This window comes from Streptomyces sp. SD15, from assembly GCF_054462255.1.
Map to the genome: position 1 here is coordinate 40,994 of NZ_JBTLMO010000026.1, position 25,800 is coordinate 66,793.

At 70.9% G+C, this 25,800-nt stretch carries 21 protein-coding genes and 1 pseudogene; 12 read left to right on the forward strand and 10 right to left on the reverse strand.

All coding sequences use genetic code 11. From position 1 onward, the window contains the following. Positions 1-60 precede the first annotated feature (60 nt). Positions 61-1,545 (forward strand): ribosome biogenesis GTPase Der, encoded by a 1,485-nt coding sequence (der, locus tag ACX28W_RS24885; protein WP_459001561.1) that lies wholly within the window; start codon positions 61-63, stop codon positions 1,543-1,545. 70 nt (positions 1,546-1,615) lie between these two features. Here der and ACX28W_RS24890 read toward each other — a convergent pair whose 3' ends face one another. After that, entirely contained in the window at positions 1,616-1,990 is a 375-nt protein-coding gene (locus ACX28W_RS24890; protein WP_459001562.1) for a hypothetical protein, read from the reverse strand. 115 nt (positions 1,991-2,105) lie between these two features. Next, the gene (locus tag ACX28W_RS24895; protein ID WP_362068648.1) at positions 2,106-2,879 is read right to left on the reverse strand and encodes a hypothetical protein; all 774 of its coding nucleotides are present in this window, start codon (positions 2,877-2,879) and stop codon (positions 2,106-2,108) included. 538 nt (positions 2,880-3,417) lie between these two features. Here ACX28W_RS24895 and ACX28W_RS24900 point away from each other — a divergent pair. Together ACX28W_RS24900 and ACX28W_RS24905 are read left to right on the forward strand one after the other, a co-directional pair. After that, the gene (locus ACX28W_RS24900; RefSeq protein WP_459001563.1) at positions 3,418-4,104 is read left to right on the forward strand and encodes a transglycosylase family protein; all 687 of its coding nucleotides are present in this window, start codon (positions 3,418-3,420) and stop codon (positions 4,102-4,104) included. A 121-nt stretch (positions 4,105-4,225) separates the two neighbouring features. Then, positions 4,226-4,864, forward strand: coding sequence for a transglycosylase family protein (locus ACX28W_RS24905; RefSeq protein ID WP_459001564.1), 639 nt, complete (start codon positions 4,226-4,228; stop codon positions 4,862-4,864). Here ACX28W_RS24905 and ACX28W_RS24910 read toward each other — a convergent pair. The 3 genes from ACX28W_RS24910 to ACX28W_RS24920 are packed head-to-tail and all read right to left on the reverse strand — an operon-like array spanning position 4,770 to position 8,991. Next, the gene (locus ACX28W_RS24910) at positions 4,770-5,480 is read right to left on the reverse strand and encodes an ATP-binding cassette domain-containing protein (RefSeq protein WP_459001565.1); all 711 of its coding nucleotides are present in this window, start codon (positions 5,478-5,480) and stop codon (positions 4,770-4,772) included. The genes ACX28W_RS24905 and ACX28W_RS24910 overlap by 95 nt on opposite strands. Then, a complete protein-coding gene (locus ACX28W_RS24915) occupies positions 5,477-8,521 on the reverse strand; it encodes an ABC transporter permease subunit (protein WP_459001566.1) in 3,045 nt (1,014 codons plus the stop codon). The genes ACX28W_RS24910 and ACX28W_RS24915 overlap by 4 nt, the downstream gene beginning before the upstream one ends. After that, entirely contained in the window at positions 8,521-8,991 is a 471-nt protein-coding gene (locus tag ACX28W_RS24920) for a hypothetical protein (RefSeq protein ID WP_362068663.1), read from the reverse strand. The genes ACX28W_RS24915 and ACX28W_RS24920 overlap by 1 nt, the downstream gene beginning before the upstream one ends. A gap of 110 nt (positions 8,992-9,101) precedes the next feature. On the opposite strand from ACX28W_RS24920, the gene ACX28W_RS24925 reads away from it, so the two are divergent. From ACX28W_RS24925 to ACX28W_RS24935, 3 genes are all read left to right on the forward strand, one after another. Then, complete coding sequence (locus tag ACX28W_RS24925; protein WP_459001626.1) at positions 9,102-9,659, forward strand: hypothetical protein; 558 nt, start codon at positions 9,102-9,104, stop codon at positions 9,657-9,659. Further along, positions 9,634-10,917: an ABC transporter substrate-binding protein gene (locus ACX28W_RS24930; protein ID WP_459001567.1), complete on the forward strand. Its 1,284-nt coding sequence runs from the start codon at positions 9,634-9,636 to the stop codon at positions 10,915-10,917. The genes ACX28W_RS24925 and ACX28W_RS24930 overlap by 26 nt, the downstream gene beginning before the upstream one ends. A 66-nt stretch (positions 10,918-10,983) precedes the next feature. After that, on the forward strand, positions 10,984-12,021 hold the full coding sequence (locus ACX28W_RS24935) for a helix-turn-helix transcriptional regulator (RefSeq protein ID WP_459001568.1): 1,038 nt from the start codon (positions 10,984-10,986) through the stop codon (positions 12,019-12,021). Here ACX28W_RS24935 and ctaD read toward each other — a convergent pair. Beyond that, positions 11,903-13,594, reverse strand: coding sequence for an aa3-type cytochrome oxidase subunit I (ctaD, locus tag ACX28W_RS24940; RefSeq protein ID WP_459001569.1), 1,692 nt, complete (start codon positions 13,592-13,594; stop codon positions 11,903-11,905). The two genes, ACX28W_RS24935 and ctaD, sit on opposite strands and share 119 nt — an antisense overlap. Before the next feature lie 412 nt (positions 13,595-14,006). Between ctaD and ACX28W_RS24945 the strand changes: the two genes are divergently transcribed. Further along, positions 14,007-14,222 (forward strand): I78 family peptidase inhibitor, encoded by a 216-nt coding sequence (locus ACX28W_RS24945; protein WP_459001570.1) that lies wholly within the window; start codon positions 14,007-14,009, stop codon positions 14,220-14,222. Positions 14,223-14,324: 102 nt separating this feature from the next. Here the strand turns inward: ACX28W_RS24945 and ACX28W_RS24950 are convergent, their stop codons facing one another. Then, positions 14,325-15,365 (reverse strand): phosphatase PAP2 family protein, encoded by a 1,041-nt coding sequence (locus ACX28W_RS24950; protein ID WP_459001571.1) that lies wholly within the window; start codon positions 15,363-15,365, stop codon positions 14,325-14,327. Between the two features lie 251 nt (positions 15,366-15,616). Next, on the reverse strand, positions 15,617-16,786 hold the full coding sequence (locus ACX28W_RS24955) for a glycosyltransferase family 39 protein (protein WP_459001572.1): 1,170 nt from the start codon (positions 16,784-16,786) through the stop codon (positions 15,617-15,619). 272 nt (positions 16,787-17,058) lie between these two features. Here ACX28W_RS24955 and ACX28W_RS24960 point away from each other — a divergent pair, with 272 nt between their 5' ends. Together ACX28W_RS24960 and ACX28W_RS24965 are read left to right on the forward strand one after the other, a co-directional pair. Further along, the gene (locus tag ACX28W_RS24960) at positions 17,059-18,654 is read left to right on the forward strand and encodes an MFS transporter (protein ID WP_459001574.1); all 1,596 of its coding nucleotides are present in this window, start codon (positions 17,059-17,061) and stop codon (positions 18,652-18,654) included. 179 nt (positions 18,655-18,833) lie between these two features. Beyond that, the gene (locus ACX28W_RS24965; RefSeq protein ID WP_459001575.1) at positions 18,834-20,024 is read left to right on the forward strand and encodes an acyl-CoA dehydrogenase family protein; all 1,191 of its coding nucleotides are present in this window, start codon (positions 18,834-18,836) and stop codon (positions 20,022-20,024) included. A 38-nt stretch (positions 20,025-20,062) separates the two neighbouring features. Here the strand turns inward: ACX28W_RS24965 and ACX28W_RS24970 are convergent, their stop codons facing one another. Further along, entirely contained in the window at positions 20,063-20,503 is a 441-nt protein-coding gene (locus ACX28W_RS24970; protein WP_459001576.1) for a cell division protein SepF, read from the reverse strand. A gap of 350 nt (positions 20,504-20,853) precedes the next feature. On the opposite strand from ACX28W_RS24970, the pseudogene ACX28W_RS24975 reads away from it, so the two are divergent. Beyond that, positions 20,854-21,721: pseudogene (locus ACX28W_RS24975) on the forward strand (hypothetical protein). Positions 21,722-21,758: 37 nt separating this feature from the next. On the opposite strand, the gene ACX28W_RS24980 reads toward ACX28W_RS24975, so the two are convergent. Continuing rightward, a complete protein-coding gene (locus tag ACX28W_RS24980) occupies positions 21,759-22,715 on the reverse strand; it encodes an ABC transporter substrate-binding protein (RefSeq protein WP_459001577.1) in 957 nt (318 codons plus the stop codon). Between the two features lie 410 nt (positions 22,716-23,125). Between ACX28W_RS24980 and ACX28W_RS24985 the strand changes: the two genes are divergently transcribed. Next, entirely contained in the window at positions 23,126-23,977 is an 852-nt protein-coding gene (locus tag ACX28W_RS24985) for an amino acid ABC transporter permease (protein WP_459001578.1), read from the forward strand. Then, positions 23,974-25,740 carry an FAD/NAD(P)-binding protein gene (locus ACX28W_RS24990; protein ID WP_459001579.1) on the forward strand — a complete coding sequence of 589 codons (1,767 nt, stop codon included), beginning with the start codon at positions 23,974-23,976 and terminating at the stop codon, positions 25,738-25,740. The genes ACX28W_RS24985 and ACX28W_RS24990 overlap by 4 nt, the downstream gene beginning before the upstream one ends. Positions 25,741-25,800 lie beyond the last annotated feature (60 nt).

Sequence of the window (25,800 nt, forward strand, 5' to 3'; positions counted from 1 at the left end):
ATCACCCGATATGCGGGTGGTCCACCGATCACCACGAATGAACGACGAGGTACGGACTTCATGAACGACCACATCCAGCCCGACGGCTCGGCCGGCCCGGCCGAGCACGAGCACGGGGCGCTTGGCGATGCCGAGTACGCGGAGTTCATGGAGCTCGCCGCGGAAGAGGGCTTCGACATCGAGGACGTCGAGGGCGCGATCGAGGCGGCGGGCCACGGTCCGCTGCCCGTCCTCGCCGTCGTAGGCCGTCCCAATGTCGGCAAGTCGACCCTGGTGAACCGCATCATCGGGCGCCGCGAGGCCGTCGTCGAGGACAAGCCCGGCGTCACCCGTGACCGCGTCACCTACGAGGCGGAGTGGGCGGGCCGCCGCTTCAAGCTCGTCGACACCGGCGGCTGGGAGCAGGACGTCCTCGGCATCGACGCGTCCGTGGCCGCGCAGGCCGAGTACGCGATCGAGGCCGCCGACGCGGTCGTCTTCGTCGTCGACGCCAAGGTGGGCGCCACCGACACCGACGAAGCGGTCGTACGGCTCCTGCGCAAGGCCGGCAAGCCCGTCGTCCTGTGTGCCAACAAGGTCGACGGCCCGAGCGGCGAGGCCGACGCCTCGTATCTCTGGTCCCTCGGTCTCGGCGAGCCGCACCCCGTCTCCGCCCTGCACGGACGCGGCACCGGCGACATGCTGGACGCCGTCCTGGAGGCGTTGCCCGAGGCCCCGGCGCAGACCTTCGGCGCAGCGGTCGGCGGTCCCCGCCGTATCGCCCTCATCGGCCGCCCGAACGTCGGCAAGTCGTCCCTGCTGAACAAGGTGGCCAACGAGGACCGCGTGGTCGTCAACGAGGTCGCGGGCACCACCCGTGACCCGGTCGACGAGCTCATCGAACTCGGCGGTGTCACCTGGAAGTTCGTTGACACGGCGGGCATCCGCAAGCGCGTCCACCTGCAGCAGGGCGCCGACTACTACGCCTCGCTGCGCACGGCCGCCGCCGTCGAGAAGGCCGAGGTCGCCGTCATCCTGATCGACGCGTCCGAGACCATCTCCGTCCAGGACCAGCGCATCGTCACGATGGCCGTCGAGGCCGGGCGCGCGATCGTCCTCGCCTTCAACAAGTGGGACACCCTCGACGAGGAGCGCCGCTACTACCTGGAGCGGGAGATCGAGACCGAGCTCCTCCAGGTGGCGTGGGCGCCGCGCGTCAATGTGTCGGCGCGCACGGGGCGGCACATGGAGAAGCTCGTCCCCGCGATCGAGACTGCCCTGGACGGCTGGGAGACCCGCGTCCCGACCGGCCGCCTGAACGCCTTCCTCGGCGAGCTGGTCGCCGCCCACCCGCACCCGGTCCGCGGCGGTAAGCAGCCTCGCATCCTCTTCGGCACGCAGGCGGGCACCAAGCCCCCGCGGTTCGTGCTCTTCGCCTCCGGCTTCATCGAGCACGGCTACCGGCGCTTCATCGAACGCCGACTGCGCGAGGAGTTCGGCTTCGAGGGCACGCCGATCCATATCTCGGTGCGGGTGCGCGAGAAGCGCGGCAGCAAGAAGAAGTAGCGGCAGAGACAGAGGTAACGGTAAGGGGCGGCTCCCCCGGGAGCCGCCCCTTACCGTTTCTCGTTGTCCTTCAGAGTCCCCTGCGGGGCGCGGGCGGCAGTGCGGCCGGGATGTGGTGCATTCCCGTGCTGTGCTGCAGTGCGCTCGGCTGCCAGACGGCCGTCGCCGTGGCGACGTGACGCGCGGAGTGGGCCCCGGCGCTGTACGAGCTGTACGAGGACGTGCTGTACACGCTCGATCCGTGCGGCAGGCTCCCGAAAGCCGTGAAGACCAGATCCTCTTCGCCGTGGCGGTCGCCGGGCAGGGCCCTGAACGATCTGACCCACTCGGTGTAGAGCGCGTCGTAGATCGGCGTGGCCGATGGGCCGCCCGGAAGATCCTGAGCCGGTCGCGCGGACCGGATCGGCTGGAAGGGCTGGCGGCGGGGGGCGTCGTAGGTGTGCACGTACGTGCCAACGACCCCACCGCCCAACGGATGCGGCCATCCCCCTGCTTTCGCAGGCCACCCGGAGCACGTCGGGCCCCGATCCCGTGTCACCCGGCCCAACCCGGCAGAGCGCTCACGTGCCGGCGAGCGGCATGGCCGCCGCCACCAGCTTGCCGTTGGCCGCCGCCTTGTCCAGCGCGTCGCGCAGCAGGTCCTCGCGGGGCTGGCGGCCGATCGAGCCGACCGGGGCCGCGAACAGCAGTACCTGCTGGTGCTTGTTGGCGGCCGCCCGCCAGCTGTCGGCGACCTGGAGCGCCTGGTGCGCCTGCCACCAGGCGACGGGCGAGCCGCCGCCGGTGCCCGGCTGCAGCACCGCGTGCAGCTGGCCCATGGCGAGCAGCACGGACCAGCCGTGCAGCACGGGTGGCACCGAGTTCAGCTCGGTCAGCGGCATGAAGCCCTGCTCGATCAGGAGGGGCAGGAAGTCGTCGCCGATGTCCGTCGAGCCGGGGCGCACGATGGGGCCGGTCGGCTCGACGACGAGCGCCGGGTGCAATTCGCCGCTGATCAGGACGAGTCCGCTGGTGACGCCGAGCACGGCCTGCTCGGGGACGGCCGCGGCGGGTGCGCCGTCGGCGTTGATGGAGCGGACGGCGCCCTGGAGTTGCTCCTCGGTGACCTCGACCACCTGTGAGGGCAGACAGGTGGCATGGGCGAAGGCGAGGACGGCGGTCTCGTCGCCGATGAACAGGACGGTGCTGGTGCGCTCCTGTTGCGAGTCGCCCGGGGTGCGGCAGGACGTGCAGTCGTAACTGCCCGGGGCGTTCTCTCCGGCGAGCAGCCGGTCGGCTTCTTCGTCGCCGATCTCGGCGCGTACGTCGTCGCTGACGTCGAGCATGCGCGGCACGGTGGCTCCTCGGGATGCGGTGCGTGGCGATGCCGGGTGGCTCCCGGCCCATGAAGCCGGGGGCCCCGGCTCATGAAGATGACAACGGGCGATCTGTGGCCGGAGTCACGCCCGAGGGCGAACGGAATCGAACCATCCGGCGCGCAGGGTGAGGCCGCGTGCGGAATCCGTTACTCCAAGCCAACTTCTGTGACCTCACGGGAAGTTGAACCGGTGAGGTGGGTCACAGATCGCCGAAGTGAGTGGTCGACAAATCCGGAAATCGGCTGATGAAGGGGCTGGCCGAAAATCGACGATACCCGCGGTAACCGCGAACTGGCCTCGAATGACAAGGAGTTGGTTGATATCGGGGCGACAGGCTCTCTAGATTTCTCAGCCGTGTGCAACGAGCACCGCTCGGGAACGTCCGCCGGCCGAACCGCACAGCAGGTTCGCAGCACCACCTCCGGCGGGCGGGGCGGAGCACGACGACCGCGTCCTACGCGCAGGAAGCCGTGCCCCGCCTTGGGGGACCCCGGGTGTTTCGAGAGGGAACTACATGTCCGCATGTGCCGACAACACTCGTAAGGTTCGTACGACGCGTACGACGGCGGTTCTCGCCGGGGCGGCCCTGCTCGCCCCGCTCGGACTGCTCGCCGCGACCGGCAACGCCGCCGCGGCCGACAGCGGAGTGTGGGACCGCATCGCCCAGTGCGAGAGCGGCGGAAACTGGCACATCAACACCGGCAACGGCTACTACGGAGGACTGCAGTTCTCCGCCGGCACCTGGAGCGCCTACGGCGGCACGGCTTATGCGTCGACCGCCGACAAAGCCTCCAAGGGTGCGCAGATAGCCGTCGCCACCAAGGTCCAGCGCGCACAGGGATGGGGCGCCTGGCCCACCTGTTCGGCGCGGGCCGGAGCGTACGGAAGCGCTCCGGCGTCCTCGGGCGCTGAGTCGACCGGAGGGTCGGCCGCCACGAAGTCGACACCGAAGTCGACATCACCCAAGTCGGCTCCTTCGAAGTCGACACCTGAGTCGGCCCCGTCGAAGGCGCCGGCACGCGCGTCCGGTCACACGAACCGTGACGTGTCCCGTGGCGACTACACCGTCCGTGGCGGCGACACCCTGAGCGGCATCGCGGCGCGGCACGGGACCACCTGGCGGGAGATCTACACCGCCAACCGGGCGGTCATCGGCGGTGATCCCGACCTGATCGTGCCCGGGCAGCGGCTCGACCTCTGAGTCCGGCTCCCCCCCCCAGCCCCTGGGTACGGGCCCTGCCCGGTCGTCCGACCGGGTGGGGCCCCGGGCGGGCCGGGCGCGGCTCAACGAGCGGACGGGGCGCGCTGCTTAGCGTGGACCGATGTACCCCGTGTCGAACAAGCGCAGTTGGTGCGCGGCCGTGGTCGCCGCCACCGTCCTGGCCGTCCTCGTTCCGTCGGGGGCGGCCGCCGCGCCCCCGCCGCCGCTGCCCGACCCGCAGGCCGTGCGGGTGTCGTACGACTGCGCGAAGGACGAGTGGCCCTGGGGCTGTCTCGCCGAGTGCGAGAGCGGCGGAAACTGGCACATCAACACCGGGAACGGCTTCTACGGTGGGCTGCAGTTCTGGCAGCCCACCTGGGAGAAGTTCGGCGGCCTGGCGTACGCCCCGCGCGCGGATCTCGCCTCGCGCGCGGAGCAGATCAAGGTCGCTCAGGAGGTGGTGGCCGTCCAGGGGTGGGAGGCCTGGCCCGTCTGTGCCAAGAGGTACAACTTGAAGGGCCGCATGTATGCGGTGAAGGCCGGTGAGACGCTGACGTCGATCGCCCGCAAGTATCAGGTCAAGGGCGGCTGGAAGGCGCTCTACGAGGCCAACAAGAAGATCATCGGACCAAGTCCGGACCGGCTGAACACGGGCACGCTGCTCGTCATCCCGAAGGGTTCGGGCGGTTCTCGGTTCTTGGGCCGCGTGTTGTTCGGGCCGCCGCTGCCTCGCGCGTCAGTTCGGCCGCCTCTCCGCTGAACACGACCGCGCCACGGCGCAGTTCATGGACGTACGTCGTCCGGCCCGCCCGCTCGCGCAGACCGGGCGGCAACCGCTGTTCGGCGAGCACCACGCAGGCGTCGAGGCCACTCAGAAGGGTGTACGTGCGGGCCGCGACCGCCGGCGACATGCCCTGCGCGGGCTCGTCGACGAGCACCACGCGCGCGCGGGCCGGCAAGACACGGGAGAGGGCGAGCATGCGCTGCTCGCCGCCGGAGAGGGTGCCGGCCCGGCGCGGGAGGAGGGGCTCCAGCCACGGGTAGGCGTCGAGGGCGGGAGCGAGGTCGGCCGCGGCCAGCTCCAGGTTCTCGCGGACGGTGAGCGAACCGAAGACGGCCCGGCGCTCCGGGACGAGGCACAACCCGCGCCGAGCCCGTTCGTACGCGGGCAGCCGGGTCACGTCCGTGCCGTCCCAGACGACGGCGCCGCCGGACAGCGCCACGGCGCCCGCGAGGGCGCGCAGCGCGGTCGTACGGCCCGAGCCGTTGCGGCCGAGCAGCACGGTGAGGCCGGGGCCCGGCGCGACGAGGGACACGCCGTGCAGGGCTTCCAGGGGGCCGTAGCGCACGCGCGCGTGGCGCAGGGCGATGGTCATCCGTCGGGCCTCGTCTCAAGGGCGTCGAGTACGCGGTCGGCGGGGCCGGAGGTGACGATGCGTCCGGCGGCCATGACATGGACGACACCGGCCAGGTCGGCGATCAGGTCGAGGTCGTGCTCGACGACGAGCAGGGCCGTGCCGTCTGCGGCGAGGGCCCGCAACACGCGGGCGAGTGCAGTTATTTCGGCGGTGTCCAGACCCGCGGCGGGCTCGTCGAGCAGCAGCACGCGCGGACTCCCCGCGAGTGCTCGCGCCAGCTCGACCCGGCGCAGCGTCCCTGTCGGCAGGCCCGCCGCGGGCAGTGACCGCACCGGTCCGTCGAGCCCGAACAGCCGCAACGCCCGCTCCACGGCTGCCGGATCGGCGACGCGGCCCTGCTCGGCGCCCACCTGAACATTCTCGGCCACGGTCAACGAGGGGAAAACAGCAAGTTGTTGGAAGGTCCGCGCGATGCCGAGCCGTGTGCGGGCGTGTGCGGCCAGCCGGGTGATGTCCCGCCCGCCGAGGGTCACTCGCCCCTGGTCCGGCCGCACGGTCCCGGCGAGACAGTGGAAGAGGGTGCTCTTGCCGGCGCCGTTGGGGCCCACGACGGCGGTGACGCGGCCGGGCCGGACCTCGAGATCGACCCCGTCGAGGGCGGTGAAGCCGCCGTAGGTGACGCGCAGTCGGCGGGCGCACAGGGTGTGGGGGGCGGTGGGTGCCGACGGGGCACGCGAGGGGCGGCGCCCGCTGACGCCCGGCCGTGCGGTGGTGTCCGGTGACGTGGTGGTGCTTGGTCGTCCGGTGCCGGGCGGTGGTGTGGTGGCGCTCCGTGGCGCCGCGTCGGGTCGCAGGACCATGTTGCTCGGGCGGTCGGGCTGGTGCGATGGGGGGCGGCCAGTTCGTGGCCCGGGTGTCCCCGGGCGCCATTGCCCCGGAACGCCCGGCGTGCCGCCGTTCCCGCTCGGCGTGCCGCTGCTCCTGCCCGGCGTGCCGCTGCTCCTGCCCGGCGTGCCGCCGTTCCCGTCCGGCGTGCCGCTGCTTCCGCTCGGCGTGCCGCTGCTTCCGCTCGGCGTGCCGCCGTTCCCGTCCGGCGTGCCGTCGTTCCCGCTCGGCGTGCCGTCGCTTCCGCTCGGCGTGCCGTCGTTCCTGCCCGGCAGTGCTGTGGCCGCCGCCGGGGTGAACTTCCCGGGGCTTCTCGCCGCCACCGGCCGCAGCCCGCGCCGCACGCGCGCCCCCAGCGGAGTCAGGGTCGCCCGGCGGCCCGACCGCAGCCGGGAACCCGCTGTGCGCAGCGCCTCGTACGGGCCGCCGGGGAAGCGGCCGACGAGGACGGCCAGGATTCCGATCAGAGCTGCCGCGACCCCGCCGCGCGCCCCCGCGTCGAGCCCCACCAGCAACGCCGCGGCGGCCAGGGCGCCGAGTACGTTGTCGGCGCCCAGGACCACGACCGCCGCGAACCACAGCAGCCCGCGGACCGGGTCGTACGCCGTCGCGTCGAAGGCGCGCAGGCCCATGCCGAGCATGCCGCCGCCGAGCGCGGCCAGCGCGGCGCCCGCGACGAACGCCGTGAGTTTCAGGGTCGGAACGCGGACGCCCGCCGCCGACGCGCCCGCTTCGTGGTCGCGCATCGCTGCCAGGGCCCGGCCGGTGCGGCCGCGGCGCAGGATGTGAGCCGCCGACAACGCCGCTGCCAGCAGGGCCAGTTCGAGGACGTAGTAGGCGCGGTCGCCGTCGAAGCCGGTCGGGCGGTCGAGGGACAGGCCCGACGTCGCGTACGGCTGGGCGAAGACGAAACGGCTCACCCCCACGCCCACCGCGAAGGTGGCGAGCGCGAGTGCCAGTCCGTGGCGGCTGATGGCCGGCCAGCCGGTCAGGACGCCGAGCGGCGCGACCAGGACCACGGCGACCGCCAGCGCGGCCAGTTCCGGGAGCCGCGGCAGGCCGGGGAAGCGGCCGGCCGCCAGCAGCGCGGTGAAGAGGGCGCCCAGACCCGCGTACGCCGCCTGCCCGAGCGAGATCTGGCCGCCGCGGCCCGTGACGACGACCAGGGACAGCAGCACCACGCCCAGCGCCGGCACCTGCACCGACGTATGCAGGTCCGAGCCCGCGAAGCCGAGCGGCAGCAGGAACAGGACGACCGCCACGGCCCACGCGCCCGGTGGCGTCGCCACGCGGGCCGTCGCGGTGCGCGGCAGCGCGTCGCGGTCGCCGATGCCCGGCAGGGCGAGGGCCGCGATCAGCAGAGCGACCACGAACAGGTTGGCGCCGACGGCCTGGAGCAGTGGTTCGGCCCGGCCCGACGGATGCAGTCGCGTCAACTGGCTCTGCGCGACCCCGAGGCCCAGCGCCACCACAACGGCCACCGGAAGGCTGCGCATCCGGGCGGCCACCGCGACCGCCATCACTTCCATGACGAGCAACGGCATGCCGTACGGGTCGAGCCGTACGTACGGGGCGAGGAGCACGCCCGTCAGGCCCGCCGTGAACGAGCCGAACGCCCAACCCGCCGCGGCCACCCGGTCCGCGTCGACGCCGCCGAGCACGGCCAGTGAGCGGTCGTCGACGACGGCCCGCAGCTCCCGGCCGAAACGTGTCCACCGCGTCACGGCCCCGACTCCCACCGCCAGCACCACGGCCACCGCCAACTGCCCCCACGGATCCGCCGACACCAGCGTCGGCGCGTCCGCGCGCGCCCCCGAGCCCCACACCAGCGCGGCCCCGCCGACCAGCAGCACGAAGACCCCGATGGACGCCACGAGGGTCTGCGCCGGGTCGCCGCCCCGGACGGACAGGGGCCGGAAGACGAGGCGTTCCAGGACCACGCCGATCGCCGGGGCCACCAGGAGCAGCGTCACCGCCGCGCCGAGCGCGAGCGGCCAGCCCCACTCCACCGTGAACTGGCGCAGCAGATACGCGCACACCATCGCGATCGCGCCATGCGCGAGGTTGAGCACCCCGGTCGCCCGGTGGGTGACGATCAGTCCGATCCCGGTGAGTGCCGCGGCGCCGCCGACCGAGAGCCCGGCCAGGGTGAGGTCGTACGTCAGCGAGCTCATCACCGCTCCGCTGCGGGCGGCTCACAGATCGGGCACGGGCCCAGTTCCCCGCCCGCCAGGACCCGTGAGTCCACCGGCAGGGCCTCCGGCTTCCCGGCGACCAGCGGACAGTCCGCGCGGTGCCACAGCGTGCCGCCCGGCACCATCAGCAACTCGCCGCTGACGGCGACCGGCTCGGTCCGCTCCGACTCCTGAGCGTCGACGGGCTCGGCGGCCACGAGCAGCCCGTACAACTCCTCGACGCGTGCCGCCGCGCGTGCGTTCCTGCCGTGCGTGAGCAGCACCGCGCCCGCGATGATCAGCGCCGCCCCGGGGACCGTGCAGGACGCGAGATACGGCAACTGCCGCTCCGCGTACCGCTCGCCCGAGACGCCGTACCAGCCGATGACGCACAACACCGCCCCGGCGGCGAGGGCCGCCCAGCCGGCCCACAGAACGGGGTGCACAGTCCGCAGTCGCGCTGTCCGCATCGGGGCTCCCGGACGTCGTGTGTCTGTCCATGCCGGCCAATGGACTGCACTATGCCTTCTGGAAGCTGACCCTGAAAGCACCGGGCGCACCCGGCCCGGACCGACACCCGGTGGTGAGCCAGATGGTTCTCGGGAGCGATCTCAGGCGGGCGAACAGCCGGGGGGCGGCGGCGTTGGTCGTCGTCCTGGCCGCAGCCCTCACGGCGTGCACCGACGACAGCGGCGGTGGCAGTACGACGCCGCCCACGCCCTCCGTGGAGCAGTCCAGCAGCGCGGCGCCCAGCCCGTCGGCGACTTTGACGGCCCCGGCGGATCCGGCGGCGGCCGAGAGGGAAGTCAGGCAGAACTGGGAGAAGTTCTTCGACCCGGCCGTCTCCCTGAAGGACAAACAGGCCGTCCTGGAGAACGGCGCCAGGATGAGCGAGGTGCTGCAGGGCTTCAGCGGTGACGAGCGGGGCCGGCAGGTGCAGTCCCAGGTCCAGAAGGTCCAGTTCACCTCGCCGACCGACGCGGAGGTGACCTACGCGCTGCTCCTGAAGGGCGCCACCGCCCTGCCGGGTGCCGCCGGTACGGCCGTCGAGCAGGACGGCACCTGGAAGGTCTCCGTCAACACACTGTGCGCGCTGGTGCAGTTGAGCGGCAATGAGTCGCCGGGCCCCGGCTGTTGAGTCGGCCGCCGTGGGCCTGCTGCTCCTGCTCGGCACGGCCTGCGGCAGCCGCCTCCCGGAGAGCGACTTCGCGCACCGGTCCACTCCCGCTCCGCAGGGCACCGCCCCGCTCCGCGTCGGCATCATCACCAGCGCCACCAGCCCCGTCGGCGGCTCCGCCTTCACCGGCCCGCGTGACGGGGCGAAGGCCTACTTCGACCGCCTGAACACGCGCGGCGGCATCGGCGGCCGCCGGGTCGAGGTGCGCGTCTGCGACGACGGCGGCAGCGGCGTCGGCAACAACGCGTGCGTGCACCAGCTGATCGACGAGGACAAGGTCGTCGCGCTCGTCGCCACCACCGCCCTCGACTACGCGGGCGCCTCCCGGGTGTCCCACGCGCGCGTGCCCGACATCGGCGGCCAGCCCATCGGCGCGGCGTACGACACCTATCAGCACCTCTACGGGATCTACGGCAGCCTCGCGCCCCGCAGCGGGACGCCGGGCTGGGGCGGGAAGCTGTACGGCGGTACCGAGGTCTACCGCTACTTCAAGCGCGCACAGGGTGCCCGTACGGCCGCCGTGGTCTCCTACAACCAGTCCGCGTCGGCCGCGTACGCCCGGCTCGTCACCCAGGGCCTGAAGGCCGAGGGCTACAAGGTGGTCACCGAACAGGTCGACTTCGCGCTGCCCAACTTCCGTGCCGCCGCGGCCGATCTGAAGGAACAGGGCGCCGACGTCGTCTTCGACGCCATCGACACCCACGGCAACGCCCAGTTGTGCGAGGCGATGGACGACGTCGGCGCCGATGTCATCGCCAAGGTCACCAATGTGCAGAATTGGACATCCACCGTCCCGGAGGACTACAAAGACGCGCCGCGCTGCCGCAACGCCCTGTGGGCGACCGGGGCCAGCCGCAACTACGAGGACACGGGCAACGCCGCCGTTCGGGAGTTCCGCGACGCGACCAAGGGCCTGAAGACGCATTCCCAGTGGCAGCTGGAGGGCTGGGCGGCCGCCATGTGGTTCACGGACGCGGCGAAGTCCTGTGCGGGGACGGGCGTCACGCGCGCGTGCGTCGACTCCTTCATGAACCGCGGCGAGCCGTACACCGCGGGCGGCCTGCTGATCCCCGTCTCCTACGAGCGCCTGCCCGAGCCTCCGAGGTCCCGCAGGACGTGCGTCTCGGTGGCCCGATGGGAGGACGGCCGGGGCTGGGTCTCCCAGGGCGACATGAACAGTGACTGCTTCGACGTGCGGCAACTGTCCTACGAGCCCTGATGTGCGCAAGCCGACCGGGGCCCTTGCGGACAGTCGCTGTCCGCAAGGGCTGGCAGACTCGGAGCCATGTTGGAGACATCGGCACGACTGCTGCGCCTGCTGTCGCTGCTGCAGGCCCACCGCGAATGGTCCGGCGCCGACCTGGCGGACCGCCTCGGTGTCACGCCCCGCACCGTGCGCCGCGATGTGGACCGGCTGCGCGAGCTGGGCTATCCGGTCAACGCCAGCCCTGGCACGGGAGGTGGCTATCAGCTCGGTGCGGGGGCCGAGCTGCCGCCGCTGCTCCTGGACGACGACGAGGCGGTCGCCGTGGCGGTCGGGCTGCGCACGGCCGCCGGGCAGGGCATCGAAGGCATCGGCGAGAGCTCCGTACGCGCCCTCGCCAAGCTCGAACAGGTGCTGCCCGGCAGGCTGCGCCGCCGCGTGGGGGCCCTCAACGCCTTCACCGTGCCGATGCTGCGCGGCGCGCAGCTCTCCGCCGTCGACCCGGGTGTGCTCACCGAACTGGCGGGCGTCTGCCGTGACACGGAGCGGCTGCGCTTCGAGTACCGCGACCACGACGGCTCCCCGTCCCGGCGCACCGTCGAACCGCACCGCCTCGTGTGCACCGAGCGCCGCTGGTACCTGGTCGCCTGGGACGTCGACCGCGACGACTGGCGCACCTTCCGGGTGGACCGCATCACGCCCAGGCCGCCGCACGGGCCCCGCTTCACGCCCCGTACGCCACCGGCCGAGGATCTCGCGGCGTATGTCTCCAAAGGCGTCTCCACGCGCGCGTACGCCTTGCCGGGGGTCGTCCGGCTGTTCGTGCCCATGGCGGAGGCGGCCGAGCGGATCTCGCCCTCGGCGGGGGTCCTCGAAGCGGAGACCTCCGAGAGCTGTGTGCTGCGCACGGGCGCCGCGAGCGTCGACGTGCTGGTGATTCACGTGATGATGATGGGCTTCGAGTTCGAGGTGCTCGAACCGGAGGAGGCCACCGAGGCGATCAGGACGGCGCGGGACCTGCTGTCCCGGGCGCTGGAGCGGACTTCGCAGGGACCGCCGCGAACCCGGGGTGATGCAGGTCGAACGCCGGGGACTCGGAGCGGACCCGGGGCAGCGTGACGAAGTTGTGCCGGGGCGGAGGGCACGAGGTCGCCCACTCCAGGGAGCGTCCGAAGCCCCAGGGGTCGTCGACCTCGACCTTCGTGCCGTACCTGGACGTCTTCCAGACGTTGTAGAGGAACGGCAGCGTCGAGATGCCCAGCAGGAAGGCGCCGATCGTGGAGACGGTGTTGAGCGCCGTGAAGCCGTCGGCGGCCAGATAGTCGGAGTACCGGCGTGGCATGCCCTCGGCGCCCAGCCAGTGCTGCACCAGGAACGTGGTGTGGAAGCCGACGAAGAGCGTCCAGAAGTGGATCTTGCCGAGCCGTTCGTCGAGCAGCTTGCCGGTGAACTTGGGCCACCAGAAGGAGAAGCCGGCGAAGGTCGCGAAGGTGACCGTGCCGAAGACGACGTAGTGGAAGTGGGCGACCACGAAGTACGAGTCGGTGACGTGGAAGTCCATCGGCGGCGAGGCCAGGATCACCCCGGTCAGGCCGCCGAGCAGGAACGACACCAGAAAGCCGACGGCCCACAGCATGGGCGTCTCGAAGGAGAGCGAGCCCTTGTACATGGTGCCGGACCAGTTGAAGAACTTCACGCCCGTCGGCACCGCGATCAGGAACGACAAGAACGAGAAGTAGGGCAGCAGCACCGCGCCCGTCGCGAACATGTGGTGCGCCCACACGACGATCGACAGACCGGTGATGGCCATCGTCGCGGCGACCAGCGTCAGATAACCGAAGACCGGCTTCCGGCTGAAGACCGGGAGGATCTCCGTGATGATCCCGAAGAACGGCAGCGCGATGATGTAGACCTCGGGATGCCCGAAGAACCAGAACAGGTGCTGCCACAGCAGCGCACCGCCGTTGGTCGCGTCGAACACCACCGATCCGAACCGCCGGTCCGACTCGAGGACCAGCAGCGCCGCCGCGAGCACCGGGAACGCGAAGAGGATGAGCATCGAGGTGAAGAGGGTGTTCCAGGTGAAGATCGGCAGCCGGAACATCGTCATGCCGGGGGCGCGCATCCCGATGATGGTCGTGATGAAGTTCACCGCGCCGAGGATCGTGCCGAAGCCGGCCAGCGCCAGGCCCATGATCCACATGTCGGCGCCGATGCCCGGTGAGCGCTCCAGGCTGTTGAGCGGCGCGTAGGCGAACCAGCCGAAGGCGGCGGGGCCGCCGGGCACCAGCAGCGAGCCGAGGACGATCAGGCCGCCGAAGAGGAACAGCCAGTACGAGAGCATGTTCAGCCGCGGGAAGGCCACGTCCGGGGAGCCGATCTGCAGCGGCATGATCTCGTTGGCGAACCCGGCGAAGGTCGGGGTCGCGAAAAGCAGCAGCATGATCGTGCCGTGCATCGTGAACAGCTGGTTGAACTGGTTGTTGTCCATGATCTGCAGGCCGGGCCGGGCGAGTTCGGCGCGTATCAGCAGCGCCATCACTCCACCGATCAGGAAGAAGGCGAACGACGTGATCAGGTAGAGGTGGCCGATCTTCTTGTGGTCGGTGGTGGTGAGCCAGTCCACGACCAGGCGTCCCGGCCGCCTCGTGCGTACGGGTCGCGCCGTAGCCTGCGCGGTGTCCGTCCCCATTGCTCGCCCCTTCGCCGTCGCGCCGTGGGCCTGCCCGAAGCTCACGCCACGATGTGCGCTTTGTCTGTGCTCCGACAGAGGGTGTACGGGGGTTCTGTGTGGGAACCGTGCATTTCCTATGCGGTGTCGGCTTCCGCGACATGTCCCGGAATCGGAATGGATCGCTTGGGAAACGCATCGCCGTACGGCGGTCTCCGCACTTTCCATTGGTTTATTCAGGACGGCGTCAAGATAGTCCCGAATTACGTTCGAAGGAGTGCCCGACACGTACAGAACCCCTCGTACGTGTGACGGAGTTCGGCCGAAACGCGTGTCGTGATCCTGTGACAGAAGTGTGACCGGGGAGGGACCGGTGACGAAGGGGACGGGGCAGGGCTTCCCCGACCGGGGCGGGCCGCCTAACGTGGCGGTCATGGCACCCATTCCCACCCCTCCCGCAGAGCCCAAGGACAGTCCCGAGAGTTATGTCGGACTGGAGGCGAGGAGCGCCGAGAACCGTGCCAGGGAGCACGGCTGGTCCTCGGTGCGCTCGCTGCCGCCCGGCGCGATCATCACCATGGAGTACCGCGTGGGGCGGCTGAATTTCGAGGTCGACGACGGCCGGGTGACCCGCTGCTGGAAGGGCTGACGGCGCGGCCTGCGGCCTGCGCGAAGGCCCCCTGCTCCTGTCGGAGCCGGGGGCCTTCGTCGTGCGGGCAGGTGGGTGCGTACCGGCCCGCTGACCTGCGTCTCAGCCGCCCGCCAGCGGCCGCGCCGAAGTCGTGGTGGTGGCGCGCGGCGTGCGGTCCGAGTGTGGTGGGCGGCGGCTGCCGGCCGGGGTGACCGGGGTGCGCTCCGAGCGGGCCGTGTGCGGCCCGGGGGCCAGGTGGATGGGCGCTCGGGGCGAGCGGGCGGCGGCCGCCGTCTCGTGCGCGGGAACCTCCTCCTCCGCGACGGCGGGCTGCTTGACCAGGACGGGTGTGCTCACCGGACCGTGGGCCGGAGCGGCGGCCGGGGCGGGCGCCCCGAGGCCGCGACGGGCGCGCCAGGTGTCGCGCAGCGTGAAGATCCCGGCCTCGGCACGGGCGATCAGCGGCTCGCACCAGGGCAGCGCCAGCAGGATCAGCAGACCCGCGGCCCAGCCCAGCACCACGTCACTCAACCAGTGGGTACCGAGGTAGACGGTGGTGAGGCCGACGCCGAGCGAGGTCACGGCGGACAGGGCGGAAAGCCAGCGCCTGGCCCGCGGGGTCGAGGCCAGATAGGCCAGGATGCCCCAGGTCACGACGGCGTTCGCGGTGTGGCCCGAGGGAAATATATCGCCGCCCAGACCCATCTCGTTCGAGCCGATGGTGATCGCGTAGTGCGGGCCGAGACGGCCCATGCCGAGCTTGGCGGCGCCGACCGTGATGTTCAGCAGCAGGATGGAGGCGCCCAGCGTGAGCAGCGGGCGCAGGGTGTGCTGCCGCCAGGAGCGCCAGCCCAGCCAGGCGGCGACCATCACCGCGGTGGGGCCACGCTGGCCGAGCACCACGTAGTAGTCGAGGAACGCGTGGATCGACGGCCACTGCTGGTAAGGCCGGAAGAACATGACCTGCCAGTCCAACCGGACCAGCCACGACGTGATCGCCACGGCCCACACGATGGCCACGTAAAAAGCCAGGGTGGCTGCGAAGAGCACAACCCTGTGCCGGCTCATCTTCGGCACATCGATGTGGGCCGGTCGTTCCGGCTCACGGTCCAGCCGGGCGAAGACCCGGTCCAGACGGGTGAGGTTTCCTTCGGTACGCACTCAATCGACGTTACAGCGAGTGAGCTGTGTTCCAGGCCCAATCACTCGCTTTGTGATGACGATGTGATGTGGGATTCCTCTCAGGACGATGTTTATTTCCAATGATTCTCTAATCTTCGGTGCGCGATCCCTTCAATTCCATTGATCGGTCTGAGGCTTCGGTTTTATCGCCCTTTTGAATTCGTTCACCGAGTCCTGGCGTGGAGTTTTCCGTCCGCTCACCGTCCGCTCCCGGGTCACCGGGGAGTTGATCACGGCGGTCCCGAGCCGTTCAGCCAAAAGGCCCCGTAGACCGCCGAAGCCGCCGCCACGCCGCCGAGAATCAGCGCTGACCTGGACGTACGCAGCCGGGCCAGGGCCAGTGCGAGGGGCAGCAGCAGAGGGAACGCGGGCAGCAGGAGGCGCGGTTTCGAGCCGAAGTAGCCCGACGCGCACAGGGCGAGCGCGGTGACGATCCCCGCGTACACCAGGAGGGGCAGCGGCTGCGCCTGCCGTACGCAGGTCACGTACAGCCAGATCACCAGGGCGACCCCGACGATCAGCCCCATGCCGGCCAGGGCCGAGGGGAACGAAGTGAACTTGGCGCCGACGAAGCGGGCGAAGGCGTATCCGCCGTCGAAGCCGTTGCCCCACTGCCCTTGGACGTCCAGATAGCCCAACATCCCCTCTCCGGTGCGGTGGCCGACCCACAGGACGTAGCCGACGGCGCCGAGCGGCGCGAGGAGCATGCCGAGGGCGCGTCGCCACACAGGGGCGCGGTCTGCGGGCGGCGCGCTCCGCTCCCGCACGAACGAGGCGATCGCCGTCACCCACACGGCCGCGACCACCGCGGCCCCCACCGGACGGGTCAGCCCGGCGAGTGAGGCGAGCACACCCGCCGTCACCCAGCGGCCGGTCAGCACCGCGTAGAGCGACCAGGCGGCGAGCGCCGTGAACAAGGACTCGCTGTACGCCATCGACTGCACGACGCCGACGGGCAGCACCGCCCACACGAGCACGGCGCAGACGCCGACGCGGGGCCCGTACACCTGGTCCGCGACCGCGAAGATCCCCCAGGCCGCGGCAAGGGAGGCGAGCGTGCTGACCAGCAGGCCCGCATCGGCGTACGACAGCGGAGTGAGCGCCGAGACGAGCCGCTCCAGCCAGGGCAGCAGCGGGAAGAACGCGAGGTTCGAGTGCACGTCGCCGTTCGGCAGCCGGACCTCCCAGCCGTAGCCGAACTCGGCGACCCGGGTGTACCAGAGGGAGTCCCAGCGAGCCGTCAGCAGCTGGTGGGCGCGCTTGTCGTTCGCCGCGCTCCACAGGGCGAGGACGATCAGGCCGAGGGCGCGGACGCCCACGTACCCGAGGAGGGCGGGCGCGGCGCGGCGCAGGGCGCCCCCGCGGGGAGGCGTCACGACGGGCGTCTCAAGATCGGTCACGCGCTCGATTATCGACGGCGCACGGAACCGGCCGGTCACGCGGTGCGTGGTGGACCAGGGGAAGCGTGGCGCACGCCACACGCCCGGCGAGCAGAACGTGAGAGGTCCGCCACCCGTCATCGACGGGAACTCGCGTACGCTGGCCGCTCACTCGCCTTTGTTGCGTGCGCCCGGGACACCGCTCCTCGTCCTTCATCTTCCGGGCCGCAGCCGCAGGGAGTCCCCACCCAGCGGATCCGCCGAACGCGAGGGAACATCTGGGAGGTACGTACATGTCCGGGACGACCACGGCCGCTGCGCGGTGCCGTCGGGAGGCCGGGGCCGGTGCCAACCGCTGGGTCGTCCTCGTCGTCCTCTGCGTCAGTCTCCTGCTGGTCGCCCTCGACGCCACCGTGCTGCATGTCGCGGTGCCCGCCGTCACCGAGGACCTCAAGCCCGGTGCGATGGAGCTGCTCTGGATCGTCGACGTCTACCCGCTCGTCTGCGCCTCGCTGCTGATCCTCTTCGGCACGCTCGGCGACCGGGTCGGCCGCAGACGGGTCCTCCTTCTGGGATACGCGCTTTTCGGCGTCGCTTCGGGGATCGCCGCGCTAGCCGACAACGCCCAGGTCCTGATCGCCGCCCGGGCCCTGCTCGGCGTCGGCGGCGCGATGATCATGCCCGCGACGCTGTCGATCCTGCGCCAGGTCTTTCCCGACCGGCGGGAGCGGGCGCTCGCGATCGGGATCTGGAGCGCGGTCGCCGCGGTCGGCGCGGCCGTGGGGCCCTTGCTGGGCGGGTTCTTGCTGGAGCACTTCTGGTGGGGGTCCGTCTTCTTCATCAACATTCCGCTGATGCTCATCAGCCTGCCGATCGGGCGGCTGCTGCTGCCCGAGTCGCGCGGCGACCGCAACGGTCCCTGGGACGTGGTGGGCGCTCTGATGGCCGCCGCCGGGCTCTTCGGGCTCGTGCTCGGCGTGAAACGGCTCGGCGGCGGCGAGGCGCCGTTCAGCCCGTTCACGCTGGCACCGCTGCTCGTGGGCGGTGCGCTGATGGCCGGCTTCGTACGGCGGCAGCGGCGGCGCGCGCATCCGCTGGTGGATCTGCGGATGTTCTCGCGGCCCGCGTTCAGTACGTCGGTGGGGTGCATCGTGCTGGCGATGCTCGCCCTTGTCGGGCTCGAGCTGATCGCTGCGCAGTACTTGCAGCTGGTGCTCGGGCTGTCACCGCTGGAGACCGGGCTGCGGCTGCTGCCGCTCACCTTCGCGGCGATGGCCGCGGGGCTCGCGGGCGCGCAGATGCTGCGGCGGTTCGGGCCGCGCACGATGGTCAGCTCCGGGTTCTGCCTCACCGCGGCCGCGGTGGTCGCGCTCACCGCGATGGGCAAGGACGACAACACCTGGCTGCTGCTCTTCGGGTTCCTGCTGCTGGGGTTCGGGCTGGAGACGACGCTCTTCGGGGCGTACGAGTCGATGCTGAGCGAGGCGCCGCCCGCGCAGGCGGGTGGGGCCGCGGCGATCGGTGAGACCTCGTACCAACTGGGTGCCGGGATCGGGATCGCGCTCCTGGGAAGTGTGATGAACGCGGCATACGCGCCGGGGCTGTCGTCCGTTCGAGGGGTTCCGGCGGGCGATTCCGCGGCGGCGGGGCACTCGCTGGGGGAGGCGTACGACGTCGCTGCGCGGCTGGGCGGGGCTCGGGGGGAGGCCCTGCGGCATGCGGCTCGGGACTCCTTCGTGCACGGGCTGCATGTGACGTTGCTGGTCAGTGCGGGGTTGTTGCTGTTGGGGGCGGTGATGGCGTTGCGGTTGCCGCGGGTGATGGAGTGCGGGGCGCCTGCCGCTATTCCGGCGCCTCGGGACGTCGCGGAGTCCCGCGTGTCTGTGTAGTTCTCCCACCCGCGCAGCGCCCGTTTCGGGTTCGTCGGCAGGTGGGCGTTGCCTGTGGGGGTGGGGCGTCGTTGGCGGCCGCGGGCTGTGGGAGGTACTGGACGTGGGGGACACTGCGTCGTAGCGTCAGGGCGAATCGTAACTAGCGGTGCTAGTTTCAGTGTGCTGGAGGCTGTCGTATGTCCGCGTCCCCCAAGCTCCCGTCCTTCGACCCCGCCGACCCCCTCGGCATCGACGACCTGCTGGACGCGGAGGACCTGGCGATCAGGGCCACCGTGCGGGCCTGGGCCGCGGAGCGTGTGCTGCCGTACGTCGCCGAGTGGTACGAGAAGGGGGAACTGCCCGGGATCCGGGAGCTGGCGCGGGAGCTGGGCGGGATCGGGGCGCTCGGGATGTCGCTCGAGGGATACGGGTGCGCCGGGGCCAGTGCCGTGCAGTACGGGCTCGCCTGTCTGGAGCTCGAGGCCGCCGACTCCGGGATCCGGTCCCTCGTTTCCGTGCAGGGGTCGCTCGCCATGTACGCGATTCATCGGTTCGGGAGCGAGGAGCAGAAGGGGGAGTGGCTGCCCCGCATGGCCGCCGGTGACGTCATCGGGTGCTTCGGGCTGACCGAGCCCGACCACGGATCCGACCCGGGCGCCATGCGGACGTACGCCAAGCGCGATGGCGGGGACTGGGTTCTGAACGGGCGCAAGATGTGGATCACCAACGGGTCGGTGGCCGGGGTCGCCGTCGTGTGGGCGCAGACCGACGACGGGATTCGCGGGTTCGTCGTGCCCACCGACACGGCCGGGTTCTCCGCGCCGGAGATCAAGCACAAGTGGTCGCTGCGGGCCAGCGTCACCAGTGAGCTGATCCTCGACGACGTGCGGCTGCCCGCCGCTGCCGTGCTGCCCGAGGTCAGCGGGCTCAAGGGGCCGCTCAGCTGTCTGTCGCACGCGCGGTACGGGATCGTGTGGGGCGCGATGGGCGCCGCGCGGGCCAGTTTCGAGGCCGCTGTCGCGTACGCCAAGACGCGTGAGCAGTTCGGGCGGCCCATCGGCGGCTTCCAGCTCACCCAGGCCAAGCTCGCCGACATGGCGGTCGAACTGCACAAGGGGATTCTGCTCGCCCATCACCTGGGGCGACGCATGGACGCGGGACGGCTCCGTCCCGAGCAGGTCAGTTTCGGCAAGCTCAACAACGTACGGGAGGCGATCGAGATCTGCCGGACCGCCCGTACCATCCTCGGCGCCAACGGGATCTCGCTCGAATACCCGGTGATGCGGCACGCCACGAATCTCGAGTCGGTGCTGACCTACGAAGGCACCGTCGAGATGCATCAGCTCGTGCTGGGCAAGGCGCTCACCGGACTCGACGCCTTCCGGTGAGCCGAGCGCGGAGAGCAGGGCCGGTGAGCGGCCCTGCCTCAGCTCTGGTTGAAGAACCCGCCCGTCTGACGGCCCGCGGCCTCGCCGCTGACGATCTCGGTGTTGGCGGGGGTCAGTAGGAAGACTCGGGTGGCGACCCGCTCGATGGTGCCGCGCAGGCCGAAGGTCAGGCCGGCCGCGAAGTCCACCACGCGCTTGGCGTCGGCGGGCTCCATGGACGTGAGGTTGATGATGACCGGGACACCGTCCCGGAAGAGTTCGCCGATGCCGCGTGCGTCCCGAAAGCTGTCCGGGGTGACCGTGCCGATCCGGCGGCCCTTCTCCTCCGCCGTATCGGACGCGACCCTCACGCGCGGGTCGGTGACCCAGGCATCGCCGGAGTCCTGCCCCTCGGCGTAGTTGTCGTCGTCGTAGTAACGCTCGTCATCGTTGTCGTCGACGAGGCCAAGCCAGGCACTCGCCTTGCGCACCGATCCCATGGACGCCTCCTCTCACAGCGGTCTTTCTTGCTTTCCGCATCCCCATGGTCGTCCATGATGCGGATGTCGCGCCAAGTGGATAGACGCCGCGCGGGGGTTTCGTGACGGTACTGGTGCACAGCGAATTCGTCGAGAGCCCGCGTGCCCCAAGGGTCTTGCTGCGTACAGCTGCTGACTAAGAGTGAAATATGATTCTCGACGGTGTTCGGGTGATGGGTGGGGCGTACGGGTGAACGAAGGGGTCGGTGCGATGCCGCGGCTCAACGTCGTACGCAGCACGGGGGAGTGTCGTGTTCGGAATCGTGAGGCCCTGCAGTCATCGCCTCGGTGAAGGGCTCAAGACCCAGTGGATGGCGCATCTGTGCGGGCTGTGCCTCGCGCTGCGCGGGGACCACGGGCAGTTCGTTCGGGTCGTCACCCATTATGACGGGCTGCTCATATCCGTTTTGACGGAGGCTCAGGCCGAGCCCGGGGGAGGGCGGCGGCGGACGGCGGGGCCGTGTCCGTTGCGCAGGGCGAGGGCGCGCGGCTCGCCGCCGCCGTCTCGCTGGTGCCGGCCTCGGCCAAGGTGCGCGACCACGTGGCCGACGGGGACGGGCTGTTGGCCCGCAGGCCCGTGGCGCTCGCCGCGCGCCGGGTCGCCACGAGCTGGGGGCCCGCGGGTGCGCGTACCGGATCCGATGTGGGCTTCGACACCGCCGTGCTGGTCGATGCGGCGGACCGGCAGCTCGGCATCGAGGCGCTCGCGGGCCCCGGGACGCCGCTGCTGACCGTCACCGAGCCGACCGAGACCGCGACCGCCGCCGCCTTCGCGCACACGGCGGTTCTGGCCGGGTGCCCCGGAAACGCCGAGCCGCTCGCCGAGGCCGGGCGGCTCTTCGGGCGGCTCGCGCATCTCCTGGACGCCGTGGAGGACAACCCCGTTCCCTGCCGGGCCGCCGCTGCAGCAGGCTGCGCCGCACGGCCCGGAATCCGTACGGCGACGGTGGCAACCCCTTCGGTGGTGAGTCCTCCTTCCAGCCGCCGGGGCCCGGCAGGCGTGGTTTCTGGGCGGGGTGCGCGGCCGCGATCGGGCTGTGCTGCACCTGCCAGGTGTGCTGTGCCGACGAATACGAGGGGCCGTGGTCGCGACAGAAGCGGGAGGGCTGCTGCCGGGACTGTGACTGCTCGTGCTGCGAATGCTGTGGGTGCTGCTCGTGTGGTGACTGTGGGCTCTGACGGGCCGTGTGTCGGTTCGTGGGCTGCGGGAGAACCCTCAGTCCTTCAGCTCCGGTGGGGAGATCTGGGACTTTGTGATCGCTGAACCCGTCGTGCCCCACTTCTTCAGGATCTTCGCGTAGGTGCCGTCGGCGATGAGCTTGTTCACCGCGGCCTGGAAGGCGGGCGCAAGCTTGGTGCCCTTCTTGAAGGCGAAGCCGACGTCGAGGCGGTGGTACTCGTTGAGGAACTTGACGCCCTGCTGGTGGGCGACGGCGTAGCGCAGTCCGTTGATCGTGCTCATCACGATGTCGCTGCGGCCCTGTTGCAGCGAGGACCAGATCGCGCCCTGCTCGCTGTACGTCTGCACCTGATACGCCTTCTCGCCGGCGTCGGTGCAGACCTTCTTGTTGTCCTCCAGCGTCGCCTCGAAGGTCGTGCCCGCGCCGGTCGCGACGTTCAGTCCGCACAGCTGCTTCAGATCGGTGATCTTCGACAGCTTGCTGTCCGCGCGGGTGGCGAAGCCCTGGCCGTCATTGATGTAGGTGACGAAGTCGATCACCTTGCGGCGCTCGTCGGTCACACCGAAGTTGCTGGCCCCGAAGTCGTACTTGCCGCTGTCGAGCGCCGGCAGGATCGCCTCGAAGGAGGCCTGCTCCGTCTTGAGCTCGATGCCGAGCACGTTGCCGACGGCGTTCGTGAAGTCGACGTCCTGGCCGGTCAGCGTCTTGCCGTCGGCCAGGTACGCGGTGCCGGGCGGCGTACCGCCGACACTGACCGCGACGGTGAGGCTCCGCACCCCGGACGGCAGCAGCCCGGCCGCGGCCCCGTCCTTCTTGATGGCGGAGACGACATCAGTGGTGGGGATGCCGTCGTCGCTGTGGGCCGCGGCCTGGGCGGTACCACCGGTGGAGTCGTTCGAGCCGGAGCCGCACGCCGTGAGGAGCAGGGTCACCGACGTGATCAGGGCAAACGGGGCAAAATGCCGATGGCGGGTACGCATGGACGTTCGCATGGTGAGTGGTCTCCTGGGCAGCAGAAGGCGAGGAAGCGCGAGGGGAGGGGTGCGCGTGTGAAGGCGTGGGCAACGGCGCCCGAGCGCCGGAAAAACGCAGAAGGCGCCCGTCAGAAAGGGCGCCGGAGGTCAGCTCAACAGGATGCGGACCACACGCGACCGAAGTCGATGTGGGAGCGCGTGACCAGCCACTGCTGCGAATGCATGCGCATAAGTGGAACAGGCATCCGTTTCCCCGTCAACTGGCTTGAGACGTACGGCTCACAGTATGGACAGCCTTGACAGTGAGGGGAAACGGCCCCGTAGTCTCGACGGACGGCCCTGCTGAGGGGCTCGGCCGTACGGCGTCCTCGTGGCGCCCTGTGTGAAGGCACCCGTGTGTTCGACTCGACGCATCACGGAGCCTTTGCATGTCATCCGACACCCTCACCAAGGTCGCCGCGGCCGCACCGGAAGACGCCACGCCGCCCCGCATCGTCCCGCGGCGCCGTCTCGGTCAATGGACGGCCGCCGTCGTCGTCCTCATCCTGCTCGGGTTCGCCGTCAACTCCGTAGCGCGCAATGACGCGTTCCAATGGGGCGTCGTCGCCGACTACTTCACCTCGGCCGCCGTGCTGCGCGGCCTGTGGCTCACCCTCTGGCTGACCGCGGTCGTGATGGCGCTCGGCTTCACGCTGGGTACGCTGCTCGCCGCGTGCCGACTCTCCGCCAACCCCGTGCTGCGGGCGGCCAGTTGGGGATACGTCTGGCTGTTCCGGTCGATGCCGATCCTGGTGCAGCTGCTGTTCTGGTTCAACATCGGGGTGCTGTACCCGCAGATCCTCGGCGTGAAGACGGTGAACCTGCTCGGCCCGGTCACCGTCGCCATCATCGGCCTCACACTGCACGAGGCCGCCTACGCGGCCGAGGTGGTGCGCGGCGGTATCCTCGCCGTCGACCGCGGCCAGATCGAGGCCGCCCAGGCGCTGGGCCTGAGCCAGTGGCGCCGCTGGTGGAAGATCGTGCTGCCGCAGGCCATGCGCTCGATCGTGCCGCCCGCCGGCAACATGCTGATCGGCACCCTCAAGGGCACCTCCATCGTCAGTGTCATCGCCGTGCAGGACCTGCTCTACTCCGTGCAACTCGTGTACCACCGCACCTACCAGGTCATTCCGCTGCTGATGGTGGCCACGCTCTGGTACGTCGTCGTCACCTCCGTCCTCAGCGTCGGCCAGTACTACGTCGAGCGGCACTACGCGCGCGGTTCGGAGCGCAGCCGATGAGTACCGGACGCCCGTCGCTGGTGATCGTGGGGGCAGGGCCGCGGGGGACCGGCCTCCTGGAGCGGATCGCCGCCAACGCGCCCGAGCTGTACGCCGGTTCAGGTCTCGACATCCATCTCGTCGACCCGTATCCGGTGGGCGCCGGACGCATCTGGCGCGAGGAGCAGTCACCGCTGCTGTGGATGAACTCGCAGGCCGAGGACGTCACGATGTTCACCGACGAGACGGTGGACATGGCCGGACCGGTCCGCGAAGGCCCCACGCTGCACGAATGGGCGGAGCTCGACGGGCGTACCTTCGCCGACCGGCAGCGGCAGGGCGCCTATCTGCGCTGGGTGTACGAACGGACGGTGGCCGCCCTGCCGCCGGGCATCACGGTCCGGCACCACGCGCGCCGCGCCCTGCGGGTCGGCGGCCCGCGCGAGGGCCGTCAGCAGGTCTGGCTGGAGGGCCGTAGCCGGCCGCTCCTCGCCGATCTCGTCGTCCTCACGCTCGGCCATCTCGACGCCGAACTCGACGACGAACAGCGCCATCTGGCCGCGTACGCGCGCGAACACGACCTCGTCCACCTGCCGCCGGACTTCACCGCCGACAGCGACCTGTCCGCCCTCGCGCCCGGCGAACCGGTACTGGTACGCGGCTTCGGCCTCGCCTTCGTCGACCTGATGGTGCTGCTCACGGAGGGGCGCGGCGGGCGCTACGAGGGGGAGACGTACCTCCCGTCCGGGCGTGAGCCCGTGCTGTACGTCGGCTCCCGGCGCGGCGTTCCCTACCACTCCAAGATCGGCTACGACTGGGTGGGCGAACGGCCGCCGCTGCCACGATTCTTCGGGCCGAGCGAGGTCGACGGGCTGCTCGCGCGCACGGACGGTTTCGACTTCCGGCGGGACGTCTGGCCGCTGGTCGAGAAGGAGTTGGGGTTCGCGCACTACCACCGGCTGTTCGCCGCGCACCCCGAGCGGACCCGGATCGCCTGGACGGACTTCGAGGAGAAGTACGCGGCGGCCGACGGCGGTGCCGAGATCCAGGCCCTGGTGGCGGCCGCCGTGCCCGACCCCGCCGACCGGCTCGACCTCGCCGCGCTGGACCGGCCGCTGGACGGGGTGCGCCACACCTCGTACGAGGAACTCCAGACCGGACTGCGCACGTACATCGAGGACGATCTGAGACGACGTCACGATCCTTCACACAGCTCGGACCTGGCCGTCTTCCTCGGACTGCTCTCCGTCTACGGCCAGCTGGTCCGGCTCGGCGACATCGGCTCCTGGTGGCACGGCTTCTTCAGCTGTCTCGCGTCGGGGCCGCCCGGACCGCGGCTGCGGCAGATGCTCGCCCTGTCGCGGGCCGGGATCCTGAAGTTCGTGGGCGCGGACATGACGGTCTCCGCCGAGGACGGGGTCTTCCGGGCGGGCAGTGCCACCGTGCCCGGCGCGACGATCCAGGCCCGCGCGCTCGTCGAAGCCCGGCTGCCGCACCCCACGGTCGAGCGCACCCGCGACACCCTGCTGCGCGAGCTGTACGCCGAGGGGGCCGCCGGGACCCCGGAGGGGCTGCTGGCCGTCGACCCCGCCGACGGCCGCGTCCTGGACCGCTCCGGCACCCCGCACCCCCGGCGCTTCGCGCTCGGCCCGCACACCGACGCCCGGGGCTCGGGCGCGTTCACCCGGCCCCGTACCGGCGGCCCGGCGTTCCGGCAGAACGACGCGGCGGCACGGTCCGCGCTGTCGTTCCTGCGCGCGCTCGCCCGTCGTACGGCCGCGTGACGCCTGTTGCGCTGCAGCCACGAGCCCAGTTTTCACCGAAACGGTATGAAGGAGTCCCCG

Excerpts from the sequence above, each read along its gene's own strand:
- der (WP_459001561.1), top strand. The coding sequence starts at position 61 with ATGAACGACCACATCCAGCCCGACGGCTCGGCCGGCCCGGCCGAGCAC.
- ACX28W_RS24900 (WP_459001563.1), top strand. The coding sequence starts at position 3,418 with ATGTCCGCATGTGCCGACAACACTCGTAAGGTTCGTACGACGCGTACG.
- ACX28W_RS24905 (WP_459001564.1), top strand. The coding sequence starts at position 4,226 with ATGTACCCCGTGTCGAACAAGCGCAGTTGGTGCGCGGCCGTGGTCGCC.
- ACX28W_RS24910 (WP_459001565.1), bottom strand. The coding sequence starts at position 5,480 with ATGACCATCGCCCTGCGCCACGCGCGCGTGCGCTACGGCCCCCTGGAA.
- ACX28W_RS24915 (WP_459001566.1), bottom strand. The coding sequence starts at position 8,521 with ATGAGCTCGCTGACGTACGACCTCACCCTGGCCGGGCTCTCGGTCGGC.
- ACX28W_RS24920 (WP_362068663.1), bottom strand. The coding sequence starts at position 8,991 with ATGCGGACAGCGCGACTGCGGACTGTGCACCCCGTTCTGTGGGCCGGC.
- ACX28W_RS24930 (WP_459001567.1), top strand. The coding sequence starts at position 9,634 with ATGAGTCGCCGGGCCCCGGCTGTTGAGTCGGCCGCCGTGGGCCTGCTG.
- ACX28W_RS24935 (WP_459001568.1), top strand. The coding sequence starts at position 10,984 with ATGTTGGAGACATCGGCACGACTGCTGCGCCTGCTGTCGCTGCTGCAG.
- ctaD (WP_459001569.1), bottom strand. The coding sequence starts at position 13,594 with ATGGGGACGGACACCGCGCAGGCTACGGCGCGACCCGTACGCACGAGG.
- ACX28W_RS24945 (WP_459001570.1), top strand. The coding sequence starts at position 14,007 with ATGGCACCCATTCCCACCCCTCCCGCAGAGCCCAAGGACAGTCCCGAG.
- ACX28W_RS24960 (WP_459001574.1), top strand. The coding sequence starts at position 17,059 with ATGTCCGGGACGACCACGGCCGCTGCGCGGTGCCGTCGGGAGGCCGGG.
- ACX28W_RS24965 (WP_459001575.1), top strand. The coding sequence starts at position 18,834 with ATGTCCGCGTCCCCCAAGCTCCCGTCCTTCGACCCCGCCGACCCCCTC.
- ACX28W_RS24970 (WP_459001576.1), bottom strand. The coding sequence starts at position 20,503 with ATGGGATCGGTGCGCAAGGCGAGTGCCTGGCTTGGCCTCGTCGACGAC.
- ACX28W_RS24980 (WP_459001577.1), bottom strand. The coding sequence starts at position 22,715 with ATGCGAACGTCCATGCGTACCCGCCATCGGCATTTTGCCCCGTTTGCC.
- ACX28W_RS24985 (WP_459001578.1), top strand. The coding sequence starts at position 23,126 with ATGTCATCCGACACCCTCACCAAGGTCGCCGCGGCCGCACCGGAAGAC.
- ACX28W_RS24990 (WP_459001579.1), top strand. The coding sequence starts at position 23,974 with ATGAGTACCGGACGCCCGTCGCTGGTGATCGTGGGGGCAGGGCCGCGG.